Source organism: Kibdelosporangium aridum (assembly GCF_900176515.1).
Taxonomy (GTDB): Bacteria; Actinomycetota; Actinomycetes; order Mycobacteriales; family Pseudonocardiaceae; genus Kibdelosporangium; species Kibdelosporangium aridum.
Map to the genome: position 1 here is coordinate 696,915 of NZ_FWXV01000001.1, position 14,804 is coordinate 711,718.

Genomic DNA, 14,804 nt, shown 5'->3' on the forward strand with positions numbered 1-14,804 from the left:
TGTAACGCCCGGAGGGCCACCAGGCACTGTGCAGGACCAGACGAAATTGGGAGGGCACAGTGGAGCTGAACCTGCTTGGCGAGTTCCAGTTGCTGGTGAACGGAGAGTTGGCGCAGATCAGTCAGACCGGGCAACGGCTACTGGCGGTTGTCGCGTGTCGTTCCGCACCCGTGACACGAAGCCAGGTCGCACACGTCTTGTGGCCGGACACGACCAGTGCACGGGCACACGCGAACCTCAGGACTGCGATCTATCGGCTGGAACGCAGCCGTCCTGGCGTTTTGCTGGTCTCCGGTTCGTATTTGCGGTTGGCTGACGGGATCTGCGTGGACGTGGACCGGGCTCGACGACTGACCACCCGGATCCTGGCTGGTGTGGTGCGTCCCGAGGACGCACTGGACGCGGCTTTGTACGAGGATTTGCTCCCGGACTGGGACGAGGACTGGCTTGTCGAGCACCAGAGCCGGCATCGGCAGCTCCGACTGTCCTGTTTGGAAACTCTGGCAACCGGTCTGGCCGAACACGGGCACCACGGCGCCGCGGTGCATGCGGCACTGGCCGCGGTGCAGGCCGATTCCTTGCGGGACAGTGCGCACGAGACGCTGATCAGGGCCTGCCTGTCGCAGGGCAACCGGCACCAGGCGCAGACGTATCTGGCTTCGTACCGCCGGATATTCCGCGCCGAACTCGGGATTGAGCCATCGGTCCGCTCGCTGGCCGATTTCGGGATAGTCTCACGCCATGGGGTTCCCGCCTGACAGCGAACTCGTGGCCCGCCTGCGCTCGCGGGACGAGGACGCCTTCGCGCTGATGGTGGGCTCCTGGTCGGGCGGAATGCTGCGACTGGCGCGGAACTTCGTGTCCACCAACGACTCGGCCGCCGAGGTCCTCCAGGACACATGGCTGGCGGTGATCAACGGGCTGGAGTCGTTCGAAGGGCGTTCGTCGCTGAAGACCTGGGTCTGCCGGATCCTGGTCAATACGGCGAAACGCCGTGGCGTCAAGGAAGGCCGGACAATTCCGTGGAGCAGCGTGCACGACCAAGGGCCGACGGTGGATCCCGCGCAGTTCCTGGGCCCGGAGTCCGAAGACCCCGGCGACTGGCGCGTTTTCCCGAAACCATGGCCGATGCCCTCACCAGAGCAGGAAGCGGTGACCAAGGAAATCCGTGGCGTGGTCGAGGAAGCGTTGACCCAATTGCCCGAACGCCAACGGATCGTGATCACGCTCCGGGACATCGACGAGTACGACGCCGACGAGGTGTGCTCCATCTTGGACCTCAGCCAAGCCAACCAACGGGTTCTGCTGCACCGCGCGCGGGCGTTCGTACGTGGGAAACTGGAGGAGTACTTCTCCACTGCCAAGGCGGTCGACCATGAAGGATGAGCTGACCTGCGCCGAACTGGTCGAACTGGTCACCGACTACCTCGAGGGTGCGCTGGACCCCGAGACGACCGAACGGTTCTACAGCCATCTCGCGATCTGTGCAGGATGCGGGCCGTACCTGGACCAAATGCGGATGACCGTCCGGACGCTCGGCGAATTGCCCCAGGAGGCCGTGCCCGCCGAGGTACGCGACGCGTTGCTCGCCGCGTTCCGTGAAGGCGGTCAGACGACCTGACGCCAGTCCGTCACTTGCCGAGCAGGCCTCGGACAAAGGCCGCTTGGCCAACGTGCTGCAGGTCGTCGGAGATCACGCTGACCAGCCGCACACCCAACGTCACCGGCGGATCCCACCCCTCGTCGACGATCCGCCCGAGATCCTTGTCCTTCAATGCCTGCACGTACTCGATCGTCTGCTCGTGGGTCGCGTCGTAGTAGCCGATCAGCAGGTCAGTGCTTGCCTTGACCTTGGCAACCTGCGCGGCGCTGTGGCCGTAGCCGATGTCGGCTTTGCGCAATGACAGGCCGAATCGGTCGAACCAGCCCTGCTCGGTCCACACCTGCGGGACGTCCGCGGCGCCGGCGAGGTGGTCGTCCTGGACCCGGGTGAGGTGCCAGACGAGCCACGCGATGGTGTTCGCACTGTCGTTGACCCGGAAGGTCAGGTCGTCGATGCTCAGGTCGTCCACCACCGCGTGGACTTCCTCCCGCACTCGGCCGAACGCGTCGACGAGCAACTCTGCGCTAGTCACTCCACTGACACTACCTGCTCAGCACCTCACGCAACGGCGTCTGGTCCGGATCCCGTGGGAACACACAGGTCTCGACCTCGACGCGGCCCGCGATGTTCAGGTCGCACACCCATGGCAGCTGCCCGTACCTGCGCTTCGCTTCCACGCGTGCGTCGCCGATTGTCGGTTCTGGCGGCAAACTCAAGGTGTCCATTGGCTTGCACAGCATTATTTGCGTCACCGAGTCACAGATGGCCAACGCGGTCGGCGCGGCACTGACCGGTGCCACGGCTAGGACACCAGCCATGATCAAGTTCAGCATGACCCACCTACCCCTGTCGTCGTAGTTTCGGCACAACAGGAATCGGCGTGTCCACTATGGAACAAACCGCACCGTCAGGTGGTTTGCCGTCGTCTTCGACGGGTAGTCCACTGTGTCTGGATCACGCAGAACACTTCAGGCCTTGATGCCCTCGACCAGCAGAGTCAGAAACCGGTCGATGCTGTCGGGGCTGTGCTCGTTGGCCCAGGACAGCGACGCCACCAGAAGCAGGAGCTCGCCGGCCTTGAGGTCCGCCCGCACCTCGCCGGCCTCTTGGGCTTTGGCGAGCAGGCGCGCCCCCGCGTCGCTCATCGCGTGGCACGACGCGTAGAGCTGGGATTTCTCGTTGTTCAGCGTCGCCACAACGGACGCGGGCAGGCCCTCGTACCGGTTCGAAGACCGCGCGAACTCGCTGAGCCAGTTGATCAAGGCGACCCGGGGTTCCGACGACTCAAGCAACTCCGTGCTGAGGTCGCCCAACGCGACGAACCGGTCGTGCAGCAGCGCTTCGAGCAGGGCGTCACGCGTGGGGAAGTGCCGGTAGAGCGTGCCGATGCCTACTCCGGCGCTGCGGGCGATGTCTTCGAGCGACGCGTCGGTCCCGCGTTCCCGGAACGCCACGTCGGCTTCCTTGAGCAGCCGCTCGTAGTTGCGGCGCGCGTCGGCTCGCATGCCAATCTCCTTTGCCAACCGGAGGCTGCCTCCGTATGCTCGGTTGAAACGGAGGCAACCTCACTTTACTGGAGACGACATGCAGCACGACCTGGGCAGGCTTGGTATCTGGACCTTCGGGTTCGACCCGCACCCTGCCGGGAAAGTCCGCGAGACCGCCGCGGAACTGGACGAACTGGGCTTCGGTGCGGTCTGGTTCGGGGAGGCGTTCGGCCGGGACGCGGTGTCTCAGGCCGCCCTGTTGCTGAACGCGACCAAACGCATGGTCGTGGCGACCGGGATCGCGAACATCTACCTGCGCCACCCGATGACCATGGCAGCGGCGGAACGTTCGTTAGGGGAGCAGCACCCTGGCAGGTTCGTGCTCGGGCTTGGTGGGCACCGTGTTCCGGACGTGCAGCTCGACTGGGAGGGCTACCGTATTCCCTTCAGCGGCAGGCCGGTGTCCGGAATGCGTGACTACCTCGTGGACCTGGACAAAGTCCCGTTGAACGCGGCGTCGGCGGCGCGGCCCCGAAGGCTTCTCGCCGCGCTCGGGCCCAAGATGCTCGATCTGGCGGCCGAACTGACCTGGGGTGCGCACCCGTACTTCGTGCCCGTGGAACACACGGCGATGGCCCGTGAACGCATGGGGCCGTCGGCCTATCTTGCGGTTGAACAGGCCGTTGTGCTTGATCCGGATCCGGAGATCAAGCGTGGCCATGTCGCCGCTTACGTGACGGCGGCCCCGCATCACCGCGCCAACCTGATGCGTCTGGGCTTCGACGAAAGCGACTTCGCCGACGGCTGCAGCGATCGGTTGGTCGACGCGCTCGTGCCCGGACGGTCTCTCGAAGCCATCGCTGAACGGGTACGCGAGCACGTCGACGCCGGGGCGAACCACGTCTGCCTGCAGGTTCTGACGTCCACGCCGGAGCAGCTGCCGGTGCGTGAGTGGCGTGAGCTCGCGGCTTTGCTCTAGAGCTCTTGCTGACAATCTGTCTATCATGACATCTGGTCTCACTGTGGAGGGTCGTGATGGAGCCGGAGAAGCTGGCGCTCAGGCCGAGGGACGTGCGGTTCAACTGGTCGGCACTGCCCGCGCACTGGATCCCTGGTGAGCCGTTCGCGACCCACGTCCTCAACGTGATGCACCTGCTTCTGCCCGAAGGCGAGCGGTGGTTCGTCGAGGTCTTCAAGGAGGCCTTGCCGCTGATCACCGACGAGCGGCTGCGGGAGGAGGTCGTCGGCTTCATCGGCCAGGAGGCGATGCACGCGTCGGCCCATCAAGGCGCGCAGGACCACCTGGTCAACCACGGCATCGATCCCGGACCGTACGTGCGTCAGCTCGAATGGTTCTTCAGGGTCCGGCTCAACCGGCCGGACGGCGGCAGGCGATGGCTGGTGTCCAGGCTCGCGGTGATCGCGGCCGTCGAGCACATGACCGCGTTCCTCAGCCAGTGGGTGCTCGATTCACCCAAGCTCGACGAGGCCAAAGCGGACCCGACGATGTTGGATCTGCTGCGGTGGCACGGTGCCGAAGAGGTCGAACACCGTTCCGTGGCGTTCGACCTCTTCATGCACATCGACGGCCGGTTCGCCAACCGTGCCGCTGCGATGGCGGTGGCAGTGCCGTTCCTCGTCTGGCAATGGAGCCGGGGCGTGCGATACCTCATGGCCAGCGATCCGCGGACCACGCAGAAGGCGCGCTGGCGGGACATCGTCAAAGCGGGCAGGCGCGGATTGGTCCCCAGTACGCCGCATCTGGCGCGGTCCACGCTGCGGTACTTCAAGCGCAGTTATCACCCGTCACAAGAAGGTTCGACGAGCCAGGCCGTGGCGTACCTGGCGAGTTCGCCAGCGGCATTGGCGGCTGGGCAATGAGCGCACCACCCGATCTGTACGGCAGACGCCCGACGGACCGGATGTGGAAGTTCGCCGCGCGTGCCATCAGTGCGTACGAGGTGGCGACGCGCTTCATGCGCAGCGAACCGCCGGTCCGGCCGGTCAAGGGCCTGAGCATGAAGCTGGTGGTGCGCAAGACCAAAGCCGAGGCCGAGGACGTCGTCAGCCTGACGATGTCCAAAGAGGACTGGAGTCCGCTGCCGACGTGGCAGCCCGGCTGTCACATCGATCTGCGCCTGCCGTCGGGCATCGAACGGCAGTACTCGCTGTGCGGCGACCCTGAAGACCGTTGGACGTACCGGATCGCGGTGCGCAAGCTCGGCGCGGGTTCGCGAGAAGTGCATGCCCTGCGGGAAGGTGACACGGTCACCGTCCGAGGCCCGCGCAACGCGTTCCCGTTCATCGACGTCCCCCGGTACCTGTTCATCGCAGGCGGTATCGGCATCACGCCGATCCTGCCGATGGTCAAAGCGGCACAGGACAAGGACTGGCACCTTGTCTACTGTGGACGAAGTCGTGCCTCGATGCCGTTCCTTGACGAGATCGCCGAGCTGGATCCGGCCAGGGTGTGGATCCGGCCGGACACCGAGTTCGGCGTTCCCGTCAGCGGCAAGGAGTTGCTCACGTGGGCACTGCCGAACACGCATGTGTACTGCTGCGGTCCGGCACCGATGATCGCGGGCGTCCGTGTCGACCGGGCGACCGGCCTGCACTACGAGAGGTTCTCGCCGCCGCCGATCGTCGACGGCCGCCCGTTCGAGGTCGAACTGCGCCGCGCCGGAATCGTCCTGCGAGTCCCGGCCGATCGGACGGCACTGGACGTCATCCGCGATGCCGTGCCGGCGGTGCCGTACTCGTGCAGGCAGGGCTTCTGCGGGACGTGCAGCACGAAGGTGGTCGGCGGTGACGAGATGAGGATCTGCGTCTCCCGGGGCCACGGCCGGATCGTCTTGGACATGTGATGCCAGAATGAGCCTGGTGAGGACACCGCGGCGGATGGCGCCGGAGCAGCGGCGCATGCAGTTGCTCCAGGCCGCGATCGAGCTGTACGGCACCCGGCCGTACGAGCAGGTCTCGATCGACGACATAGCCGCGGCCGCGGACGTGTCCCGTGCGTTGTTCTACCGGTACTTCTCCAGTCCCAGCGAGATCTACGTGGCCGCCCTCCGGTTCGCCGCCGACGGACTGATCGCCCGGTTCGCCGCACCGGCGGAAGGCCCGCTGCTTGACCAACTGCGGTCGCTGATCGGTGAGTTCATCGCGTTCGCGGAGTCACACGCGGCCGCGTTCGTCGCCTTGTTGCGCGGCGGATCCGTTGTGGCGACTGCGGAAACCGGCGCGGTCGTCGACGATGTCCGCAGGCACGCGGTCGCGGAGATCCTCGCGCGCGCAGGGGTGAAAGAACCGTCGCCCTTGGCTTTGCTGACGTTGAACTGCTGGACCGCGGTGGTCGAGGGAACGACGCTGACCTGGCTGCAGGAGCGCAACCTGCCCAGGCAGGACCTGGAGAACTGGCTTGTCGACCAGCTTCTCGCGATGGTCTCGGCGACCGCGGCCTACGACGCCGGGACAGCGAAAGTCATCGGTACGGTCGCACGTCCATAGCGGACATCCCGGCGCGGCTGGCAGCGTCCAGCCCGACCTGCGTGTCCTCAAGAACCACACACCGCGCGGGCGGCACGTCGAGCAGCTCGGCCGCACGCAGGAAAAGATCCGGCGCCGGTTTGCCGTTGGCCACCTGGTCCCTGGTCACCACCACGTCGAACAACCTGCGCAACCCGGTTGCCGCCAGCAAGGGATCGACGATCGCCAGCGAACTGCCGGTCGCGATCGCCAGCGGAAACCGGCGTTCAGCCCATCGGGCGAATTCGGCGACGGCTTCGATCGGCCGAACCTCCCGGATCGTGCGCAGCGTCTCTTTCTCACAGATCTCCTGCAACGCGGGCACTGAGACGTCCGGGGAGAGCAGGCCTTCGGCCACGAGCAGGGCGCACCAGTCGACGAAACCCGTTCCCTCAGGGGCGGAAGGCATGTCTTCGGCGCGCACCCCTTGCGTCGCGAACGTGGCGAACAGAGCACGGCGGTTGTTGGCCTTCGTGTCGACGAGGGTGCCGTCCAAGTCGAAGATCAACGCCCGCGGATCGGGGAAGTGCTCGATCCGTTCGGCGAGTGACTGCACCAGCCCACTCTAGAGTCACGAGGTACTGGAATGGTGGCCACGCCGGTGGACCGTAAGATGATCGCCGGTTGAACCGTCAGCCACCCGAGAACTACCCGAGTCCGACCGGTAATGGCCTGCCGGGCGGCCACACCCCAGGGGAGCCGTGTGGACGTTCTGGACGCACCACCAGGGGTGGGGAAACCGCTGCGCGTACTGCTTGTCGAGGACGACGACGGCGACGCCTTCCTCGTGTCCGAGCTGCTGGCGGACGTGGCTGAGCACGTGGTGATGCACAGAGTCGACACGCTGGCCAGTGCGTTGAGCGCACGGCTGCAGGTCGACTGTGTACTGCTTGATCTTCAATTGCCCGACGCCATGGGGCTCACCGCGCTGACAAAGGTGAGGCAGCACGCGCCGGGGACGGCCGTGGTTGTGCTGACAGGCCACCGTGATGAGGCCGTCGGTGTGGCGGCTGTCGCGGCCGGTGCCCAGGATTACCTGGTCAAGGACCAGGTGGACGGTCTGCTGCTGATCAAGGCCCTGCGATTCGCGTGGGAGCGAAAGCGGGCCGAGGAAGCCGAGCGGCAGCTGTTGGAGCAGCGGCTGGTGGCCGACGAGAACCGGCGGCTGGAGCGCGGCTTGTTGCCCGCGCCGCTGCTCACCGACCCGAGCCTGAACCTGGTCGCGCGTTACCGGCCGGGACGGGGTGGATCGCTGCTCGGCGGCGATTTCTACGACGCCGTCGAATTGCCGGACGGCACACTGCACGTGATCATCGGTGACGTCAGCGGGCACGGACCGGACGAGGCCGCGTTGGGAGTGGCGCTGCGGATCGCTTGGCGTTCCTTGGTTTTGGCGGGTCTGCCGACCGGCGAGGTGTTGCGCACGATCGAAGTCGTGCTGCGGCACGAACGGATCAAGCACTCGTTCGCGACGTTGTGCGCCATCAGCGTCGCGGCGGACAGGCGATCGTTGCGGATGCGTCTGGCCGGCCATCCGCCGCCGTTGCTGATCGAAGGAACCACCGGGCGGTTGCTGCCTTCGGAGCACCTGGGTGTCCCACTTGGTCTACTGCCGGACGCCACGTGGGCGCCGGTTGATGTGCAGCTGAGCCCTGACTGGGCACTGCTGATGTACACCGACGGCGTGTTCGAAGGAAAGGTGAAGGGTATGCCCGAGCGGCTCGGCCACGAGAACATGGCGGAGTTGGTGCTGGGTGACCTGCGTGCCCATCCGGACTGGCGGTCGCGGCCGCTGGATGTGCTGGACCGGTTGATCGCCACCGTGGTGGACCTCAACCAGGGCCCACTGGACGACGACGTGGCGCTGGCCCTGCTGAGCCACCGCGAGTCCCGATGAACACGCTGCGCCGATGGGTGCTGCTGCTGGTCGTCGTCGAGGCGATCGTGCTCGCGGCGGCGGTCACCGGCGGCGTGATCGGCCTGACGCAGCTGGGCGAGGCCCGCATGCGGGTGGTCGACCAGATCGATCCGGAGCTCATCGAACAGCGTGAGCTGGAGACGTCCCTGCTCGAGCAGGAGACCGGCTTGCGCGGATTCCTGTTGTCCGGTCGGGTGGACTTCCTTACACCGTACCAAGAGGGGCGGACGCAGCAGCAGCAATCCGTCGCCGACATGCGAAGGCTCGGCGCGGTCGAAGGCACCCCCGCGGGCGCCGATCTGGACCTGGTGCTGGCGAAAGCCGTCGAATGGCAGGCGACCGCCGAACGGATGGTCGGCGCACCGACTGACCAAACCCTTGTCGAAACTGGAAAAGCGCAGTTCGACGCGGTACGCGCGGCGCTGGACAGCCAGCGCGCCAACCTCACCGCTGAACGCGAGGCCAACCGGCAGACCTTGCTGCGCTCCGCCATCCTGTTGACTGTCGTGTTCGCCGTCGCCGTCGCGTTGCTCGTGATCCTGTTCGTGTTGCTGGCGTTGGGGTTCCACCGCCGGGTCGCGCGCCCGGTCTTCAGCCTGGCCAATGAGATCCGGGCGGCGACCAGCGACATCTCCCGTGCCATCCCGCCCGGCGACGGGCCACAGGAGCTGAAGCAGCTGGCCGAGGACGTCGAGGCCTTGCGCAAGCGGTTGGTCGCTGAGACCGACGAGCTGCAACGGTCCAATTCGGACCTCGAGCAGTTCGCTTACGTCGCCTCGCACGACCTGCAGGAGCCGCTGCGCAAGGTGATCAGTTTCTGCCAGCTGCTCCAGCGCCGCTACCAAGGCAGGCTGGACGAGCGCGGTGAGCAGTACATCGCGTTCGCTGTGGACGGTTCCCGGCGGATGCAGGTGCTGATCAACGACCTGCTGGCGTTCTCCCGGGTCGGTCGCGGCACCGGCGAGTTCGCGGACGTGGACATGGGCGAGGTCGTGCGGACCGCGATCGGCAACCTCGAGCAGACCGGTGCGGACATCACGGTTTCCGAACTGCCGCCAGTGCGTGGCGAGGAGTCGCTGCTGACCACGATGATGCAGAACCTGATCGGCAACGCCGTCAAGTTCCGTGGCGAGGAGCCGGCGCACATCGAGATCACAGCCGAACCAGGCGACGGCGAGTGGACGTTCTCGGTGAGCGACAACGGGATCGGTATCGACCCGGAGTACGCCGACCGGATCTTCGTGATCTTCCAGCGGCTGCACCCCCGTGCCGCCTATCCGGGCACGGGTATCGGCCTGGCGATGGCCCGTAAGATCGTTGAACACCACGGCGGACGGATCTGGCTGGACACCTCGGCGACGAACGGCCGCACGACTTTCCGTTTCACGTTGCCCGTTGGGGAGAAGAAACCATGACCGAAGCGCTGCGGCCGATCGACATCCTGCTCGTCGAGGACGATCCGGGCGACGTGCTGATGACCAAGGAAGCCTTGGCTGACAACAAGGTCCGCAACAAGTTGCACGTGGTCAGCGACGGCGTCGAAGCCATGCAGTTCGTGCGCGGCGAGGCGCCGTACGAAGACGCGCCACGACCCGGTCTGATCCTGCTGGACCTCAACCTGCCCCGCAAGAACGGCCAGGAAGTGTTGGCAGAGCTGAAGAGCGACGAGGATCTGCGGACCATTCCGGTCGTGATCCTCACGACGTCCGAGGCCGACGAGGACATCATGCGCAGCTATCAGCTGCACGCCAACGCGTACGTGACAAAACCCGTCGACTTCGACCAGTTCGTCGAAGCGGTCCGGCAGATCGACGATTTCTTCCTCACGGTGGTCAAACTGCCCCAGTGAAGGAGTAGCGTGGGACTCCTAGTCGAACTGGGGAGTTTGAGACATGTGCTTGTCCCATGTTGTTCCCGTGCCGAAAATCAGCCGTCGCAGCGTGCTCGCCGCAGGTGTGGCTGTGCCGGGTGCGCTGGCATTCGGTGTGACCGAAGCGGCGGCCGCGCCCGCGACGTTCGTCATCGCCAACGTCCGGATCTTCGACGGTAGACGGGTCATCGACCGAGGTCACGTCGTCGTCTCGGGCGGCCGGATCGTGTCGGTGCTCGAGCGGGGCGGCGTGCCTGAGTCGGTGCACGTGGTCGACGGCCGTGGCAAGACGTTGCTGCCAGGGATGATCGATGGACACGTGCACCACACCGGTGCTGTGCGCACGGACGCGCCGCGCTTCGGCGTGACCACTGAGCTGGACATGGTCAGCGACCCGACCGTGCACGGCCCGTTCAAACAGCAGCGTCAGTCCTACGCGCCCACGGCGAACTCGGACCTATGGACGGCGGGCTGGTGGGCGACCGTTCCCGGCGGCCACGGCACCGACTCCGGCCTGAAGATCCCGCTGGTCGAGCCGGACACGGTGCCGGCTGAGTTTGTCGCCGCCCGCCGTGCTGAAGGCTCCGACCACCTGAAACTGGCGTTGGAAGACCGCAATCTGGTGACCACGAAGCCGATCCCGGTGCTGTCGGTCGACCAGACGAACAAACTGGTCGCGGCGGCCAAGAAACTGGGCATGCCCGCGGTCGCGCACGCCACCAGCCAAAGGCTCGCGCGCGTCGGTCTGCAGGCCGGGGTGAACGGTCTGGTGCACATCTTCTTCGACGAGGTCGCGTCCGCCGACACGGTCGCGCTGGCAAAGCGTACGGGCGCGTTCGTCAACCCGACGCTGACCGTGTGGAGTTCATGGGAGTCCGCGGCGAACCCGGCTTCCAACGCGGTGGTCAACGATCCGAGGGTGGCGCCGTACATTTCCGCCACCCAGCGCGCTTTCCTCGACACACCTTGGGGTTTCGAGCGTCCGGTGCTGCAGCCGGCGATGCGTAACGTGAAGATCCTGCATGACGCGGGTGTGCCGATCACCGTGGGCACGGACTCCGGTATTCCCGGTGTCGCATACGGTGTCAGCCTTCTGGTCGAGCTGGAGTTGCTGGTCCGTGCCGGTTTGACGCCGCGTGAGGCGTTGACGGCGGCCACCGCGACACCCGCGGGCATCTATGGGTTCGCTGACCGTGGCCGCATCCGGCGGGGCCTGCGCGCCGACCTCGTGCTGGTCGACGGCGACCCGACCAGGGACATCACCGCGATGCGGAGTATCTCGGCCGTCTGGCGCAACGGCGCGCCGATCACTCGCTGAACAGGCCGACCAGGCGTTCCCGAGGGATCGCGGGGGAGCGGTGGCCATCGCGGCCGATCATCGTCTCGCTGACCACGATCGCGTTGATCGCCGCTTCCTCCACGGCGTACGCGGTTGCCTCCAGGAAGGGATCGATCCCGTGCCACGGTACGAATTCCAGGCGTGACAAGGCTTCCCGCTGCGCTGCGGGAGGGTTGCTCAGCGCCCCGGGATTCCCGGTGGAGAACGCCAGGAAAATGTCGCCTGAGCTGTGGTTGCCGGTCGTCCCGGTCCGACCGAGCCCGATCGTGGCCCGGCGGGCGAGCGCCGCGCACTGCTGGGGGAGCAGTGGCGCGTCGGTGGCGACGACGACAATCGCCGACCCAGCGCCGGGAGGCAGGAACCAATTGGTCTCGGCCATGGGGTTGTCGTCCGCGAAGACCTTGCCCAACGAGCGTCCGGCGATGGTCAGCTGGCGGCGGGAGCCGAAGTTGGCCTGGATGAACGCTCCGACCGTGTAGTCCGTTCCGGCGTACCGGACTTTGCGGGACGCGGTTGCGCTACCGGCTTTGAACCCGTAGGAGTTCATGCCGGTCCCTCCGCCGACCGAGCCTTCCTCGATGGGGCCCGTCCTGGCGTTGTCGATGGCGTTCACCGCGTGTTGAGCCGTGATGGTCGAGCGGTTGATGTCGTTGAGGTAGCCGTCGTAGGTCTCACCGACAACAGGGAAGTCCCAGGGTGTCTGGTTGGGCTGTTCACGGACGACCCAGTCGATGACACCGCGGTGCACCGGTCCGACGGCGTACGTGTTGGTGATCATCACCGGCCAGCCGAGCAGACCGGTTTCGGCAAGCCAATGTGATCCGGTCAGCTCGCCGTTGCCGTTGAACGAATGGAAACCGGACGCGCAGCTCACCCCGACACCTTGCTTGCCACGCGGCAGAATCGCCGTGACACCAGTACGGACGTCGTCGCCCTCGATGAGCGTCTCGTAGCCGACCTCGACGCCGGGGACGTCGGTGATCGAGTTGAGCGCGGCGGGCTGACCGGGAAAAGGAATGGTCAGCGCACGTGCCCGCGGACGGTCTGAAGGTGTGTAGTGCCAAGCGTCGGTCATAAGGCCACAATAGAGACCATGGCGATGTATGGCCCGGATGTGACGTTTCTTGGCGTTCCACGCTGCGACCTGGACGATCCATCGTCCTATGCGGACGCCGACGTGGTGGTCGTCGGCGCGCCCTTCGACGGCGGCACATCACACCGGCCGGGGACCCGCTTCGGGCCCAAGGCCATTCGGACGACTGACTACCTTGGACAGCACGGATCCCGGCCAAGTCTGGCGTTGCGGACCGACGGGTTGCGTGACCTTCGCGTGCTCGACGCCGGTGACGTCGAGATGTTCTCCGGTGATGCGGAGCGCTCGTTGACGACATTGCGTGGCGAGGTCGCGAAGGTGGTGCGGGCCGGCGCCATCCCGTTGATTCTGGGCGGTGACCATTCGATTGCCTTCCCCGACGCAGGCGGTGTGGCCGATGTGCTTGGCCACGGCCGGGTCTCGATGATCCACTTCGACGCGCACGCCGACACCGGCGACATCGAGTTCGGCTCACTGTGGGGCCACGGTCAACCGATGCGACGGCTGATCGAGTCCGGTGCGCTGCGCGGGGACCGTTTCCTGCAGATCGGCCTGCGCGGTTACTGGCCGGGGTCCGATGTGCTGAAGTGGATGGCGGAGCAGCGGATGCGCTCGTACGAGATGTCCGAGATCGTGGCGCGTGGCCTTTCTTCCTGTCTGACCGAAGCCTTCGAAATCGCGACGGACGACTGCGACGGGGTCTTCCTCTCGGTGGACATCGACGTCTGCGACCCAGGGCACGCCCCAGGAACCGGCACACCGGAGCCCGGTGGCTTGTCCGCGCGCGAACTGCTGGACTCCGTGCGTCGCATCTGCCTGGAGTTGCCCGTCGTCGGCATCGATGTCGTCGAGGTCAGCCCGCCGTATGACCACGCGGACATCACCGCGGCCTTGGCCAATCGCGTGGTGCTCGAAGCGCTTTCCGCGATCGCACATCGCCGCACAGGCGAGGCTTGGGATCCGTTGCGGCCTTTGCTGGATGGCCGTTAACGGAACTTGTCGGCGTTCTCCTCGGCCCATTGCCGGAAGGACCTCGGCTTTTGCCCAGTGATGTCTTCGACGGTCGTCGTCACGGTGTAGGCGGCAGGCGGCGGGTTGGACTGCCACGCGACGAGAATCTCGATCATCTCGTCGGCGTGCCCGGCTTTCTGCCAGTTGCGGCGCGCTTGGGCCTCGGTGAGCTCCACGAACTCAAGGGGCTTGCCGATGGCGTCGCTGATGAGGTCCAGCTTATGCCGTGGTGTCAACGGTTCCGGCCCAGTTATCGAGTAACGCTTGCCCGCGTGCCCATCCTCGACGAGGACGGTAGCCGCCACCGCGCCGACATCGGCCGGGTGCACGGCAGCGTTGAGGCTGTCGGCAAAGGGTTCTTCGACCTTGCCTGTGGTCCGGATGGTTTGGGCCCAGTGCAAGGAGTTGCTCATGAAGTCGGTGGGCTCGATGTGTGTCCACTCCAGACTGCCGGCTTCGACGGCCGTTTCGACCGGACCAGGCTGTCCGTTCCACAACGTGACAATCTTGCGTACGCCCTGTTTTTCAGCCAGCGCAACGATGTCGGGACCGGTATTGAGCGTGGCGTAGTCGTCGCCACCGATAGTCAGCAGATGAATACCCGTGATACCACGGAAGTCCAGCGTCGACGGATCCATCAAGTCGCCGGCGACGACCTCGACTTCGTCGGGGAAGTCCGCCTTCTCGGGATGCCTGGTCAATGCCCGCACCCGTTGTCCCTTGCGCAGCAGGTGCTCGACCACCTGCCGTCCGGCGTTCCCGGTCGCTCCCGTCACCAAATACGTCATGTGCCGAACGTAAAAGTTCAAGTTCACTGGAAGTCAAGCACTCTCTAGGATGACCCGGGTGACCTCGAAACCGCCCCGCGTGTTGTCGATACGAAGCATCGTTTTGTTCAGTGGCGAGCCAGTGAGTTAGGTGGGCCGAGTTTCATGGCGACTGGTACTTCGAGAAAGGC

General features: G+C 65.9%; 18 protein-coding genes. 12 read left to right on the forward strand and 6 right to left on the reverse strand.

Translation table 11 applies throughout. From position 1 onward, the window contains the following. Positions 1–59: 59 nt before the first annotated feature. From B9C43_RS02705 to B9C43_RS02715, 3 genes are read left to right on the forward strand one after another with little or no spacing between them, the layout of a single operon-like run. Positions 60–758, forward strand: a complete 699-nt coding sequence (locus tag B9C43_RS02705; protein WP_160096263.1) for an AfsR/SARP family transcriptional regulator — start codon at positions 60–62, stop codon at positions 756–758. After that, positions 742–1,386 (forward strand): RNA polymerase sigma factor, encoded by a 645-nt coding sequence (locus B9C43_RS02710; RefSeq protein ID WP_084424423.1) that lies wholly within the window; start codon positions 742–744, stop codon positions 1,384–1,386. The genes B9C43_RS02705 and B9C43_RS02710 overlap by 17 nt, the downstream gene beginning before the upstream one ends. Then, a complete protein-coding gene (locus B9C43_RS02715) occupies positions 1,376–1,621 on the forward strand; it encodes an anti-sigma factor family protein (RefSeq protein WP_143446051.1) in 246 nt (81 codons plus the stop codon). The genes B9C43_RS02710 and B9C43_RS02715 overlap by 11 nt, the downstream gene beginning before the upstream one ends. 10 nt (positions 1,622–1,631) lie before the next feature. Here B9C43_RS02715 and B9C43_RS02720 read toward each other — a convergent pair whose 3' ends face one another. From B9C43_RS02720 to B9C43_RS02730, 3 genes are all read right to left on the reverse strand, one after another. Continuing rightward, complete coding sequence (locus B9C43_RS02720; protein ID WP_084424424.1) at positions 1,632–2,135, reverse strand: mycothiol transferase; 504 nt, start codon at positions 2,133–2,135, stop codon at positions 1,632–1,634. A gap of 10 nt (positions 2,136–2,145) precedes the next feature. Then, positions 2,146–2,436: a hypothetical protein gene (locus tag B9C43_RS02725; RefSeq protein ID WP_033379916.1), complete on the reverse strand. Its 291-nt coding sequence runs from the start codon at positions 2,434–2,436 to the stop codon at positions 2,146–2,148. A gap of 135 nt (positions 2,437–2,571) precedes the next feature. Next, a complete protein-coding gene (locus B9C43_RS02730) occupies positions 2,572–3,108 on the reverse strand; it encodes a TetR/AcrR family transcriptional regulator (RefSeq protein ID WP_084424425.1) in 537 nt (178 codons plus the stop codon). Between the two features lie 79 nt (positions 3,109–3,187). On the opposite strand from B9C43_RS02730, the gene B9C43_RS02735 reads away from it, so the two are divergent. Genes B9C43_RS02735 through B9C43_RS02750 form a run of 4 tightly spaced genes read left to right on the forward strand, consistent with a single transcriptional unit; the run spans position 3,188 to position 6,597 of the window. Further along, positions 3,188–4,069, forward strand: a complete 882-nt coding sequence (locus B9C43_RS02735) for a TIGR03620 family F420-dependent LLM class oxidoreductase (RefSeq protein ID WP_084424426.1) — start codon at positions 3,188–3,190, stop codon at positions 4,067–4,069. 56 nt (positions 4,070–4,125) lie between these two features. Beyond that, positions 4,126–4,971 (forward strand): metal-dependent hydrolase, encoded by an 846-nt coding sequence (locus B9C43_RS02740; RefSeq protein WP_084424427.1) that lies wholly within the window; start codon positions 4,126–4,128, stop codon positions 4,969–4,971. Then, entirely contained in the window at positions 4,968–5,954 is a 987-nt protein-coding gene (locus tag B9C43_RS02745) for a PDR/VanB family oxidoreductase (protein ID WP_084424428.1), read from the forward strand. The genes B9C43_RS02740 and B9C43_RS02745 overlap by 4 nt, the downstream gene beginning before the upstream one ends. A 7-nt stretch (positions 5,955–5,961) precedes the next feature. Then, the gene (locus B9C43_RS02750; RefSeq protein ID WP_235038400.1) at positions 5,962–6,597 is read left to right on the forward strand and encodes a TetR/AcrR family transcriptional regulator; all 636 of its coding nucleotides are present in this window, start codon (positions 5,962–5,964) and stop codon (positions 6,595–6,597) included. Here B9C43_RS02750 and B9C43_RS02755 read toward each other — a convergent pair. Further along, entirely contained in the window at positions 6,572–7,171 is a 600-nt protein-coding gene (locus B9C43_RS02755) for an HAD family hydrolase (RefSeq protein WP_160096265.1), read from the reverse strand. The genes B9C43_RS02750 and B9C43_RS02755 overlap by 26 nt on opposite strands. Before the next feature lie 147 nt (positions 7,172–7,318). On the opposite strand from B9C43_RS02755, the gene B9C43_RS02760 reads away from it, so the two are divergent. The 4 genes from B9C43_RS02760 (at position 7,319) to B9C43_RS02775 (ending at position 11,721) form a co-directional block, all read left to right on the forward strand. Next, the gene (locus B9C43_RS02760; RefSeq protein ID WP_235038401.1) at positions 7,319–8,512 is read left to right on the forward strand and encodes a PP2C family protein-serine/threonine phosphatase; all 1,194 of its coding nucleotides are present in this window, start codon (positions 7,319–7,321) and stop codon (positions 8,510–8,512) included. After that, a complete protein-coding gene (locus tag B9C43_RS02765; RefSeq protein WP_084424432.1) occupies positions 8,509–9,948 on the forward strand; it encodes a sensor histidine kinase in 1,440 nt (479 codons plus the stop codon). The genes B9C43_RS02760 and B9C43_RS02765 overlap by 4 nt, the downstream gene beginning before the upstream one ends. Further along, a complete protein-coding gene (locus B9C43_RS02770; RefSeq protein WP_033379901.1) occupies positions 9,945–10,382 on the forward strand; it encodes a response regulator in 438 nt (145 codons plus the stop codon). Before B9C43_RS02765 ends, B9C43_RS02770 begins: the two co-directional genes overlap by 4 nt. A gap of 67 nt (positions 10,383–10,449) precedes the next feature. Next, the gene (locus tag B9C43_RS02775) at positions 10,450–11,721 is read left to right on the forward strand and encodes an amidohydrolase family protein (protein ID WP_160096267.1); all 1,272 of its coding nucleotides are present in this window, start codon (positions 10,450–10,452) and stop codon (positions 11,719–11,721) included. Here the strand turns inward: B9C43_RS02775 and B9C43_RS02780 are convergent. After that, complete coding sequence (locus B9C43_RS02780; protein WP_084424434.1) at positions 11,711–12,817, reverse strand: DmpA family aminopeptidase; 1,107 nt, start codon at positions 12,815–12,817, stop codon at positions 11,711–11,713. The genes B9C43_RS02775 and B9C43_RS02780 overlap by 11 nt on opposite strands. A gap of 18 nt (positions 12,818–12,835) precedes the next feature. Here B9C43_RS02780 and speB point away from each other — a divergent pair, with 18 nt between their 5' ends. Beyond that, complete coding sequence (speB, locus tag B9C43_RS02785; RefSeq protein ID WP_084424435.1) at positions 12,836–13,825, forward strand: agmatinase; 990 nt, start codon at positions 12,836–12,838, stop codon at positions 13,823–13,825. Here the strand turns inward: speB and B9C43_RS02790 are convergent. Beyond that, entirely contained in the window at positions 13,822–14,634 is an 813-nt protein-coding gene (locus B9C43_RS02790) for an NAD(P)H-binding protein (protein ID WP_084425547.1), read from the reverse strand. The genes speB and B9C43_RS02790 overlap by 4 nt on opposite strands. Between the last annotated feature and the right edge of the window lie 170 nt (positions 14,635–14,804).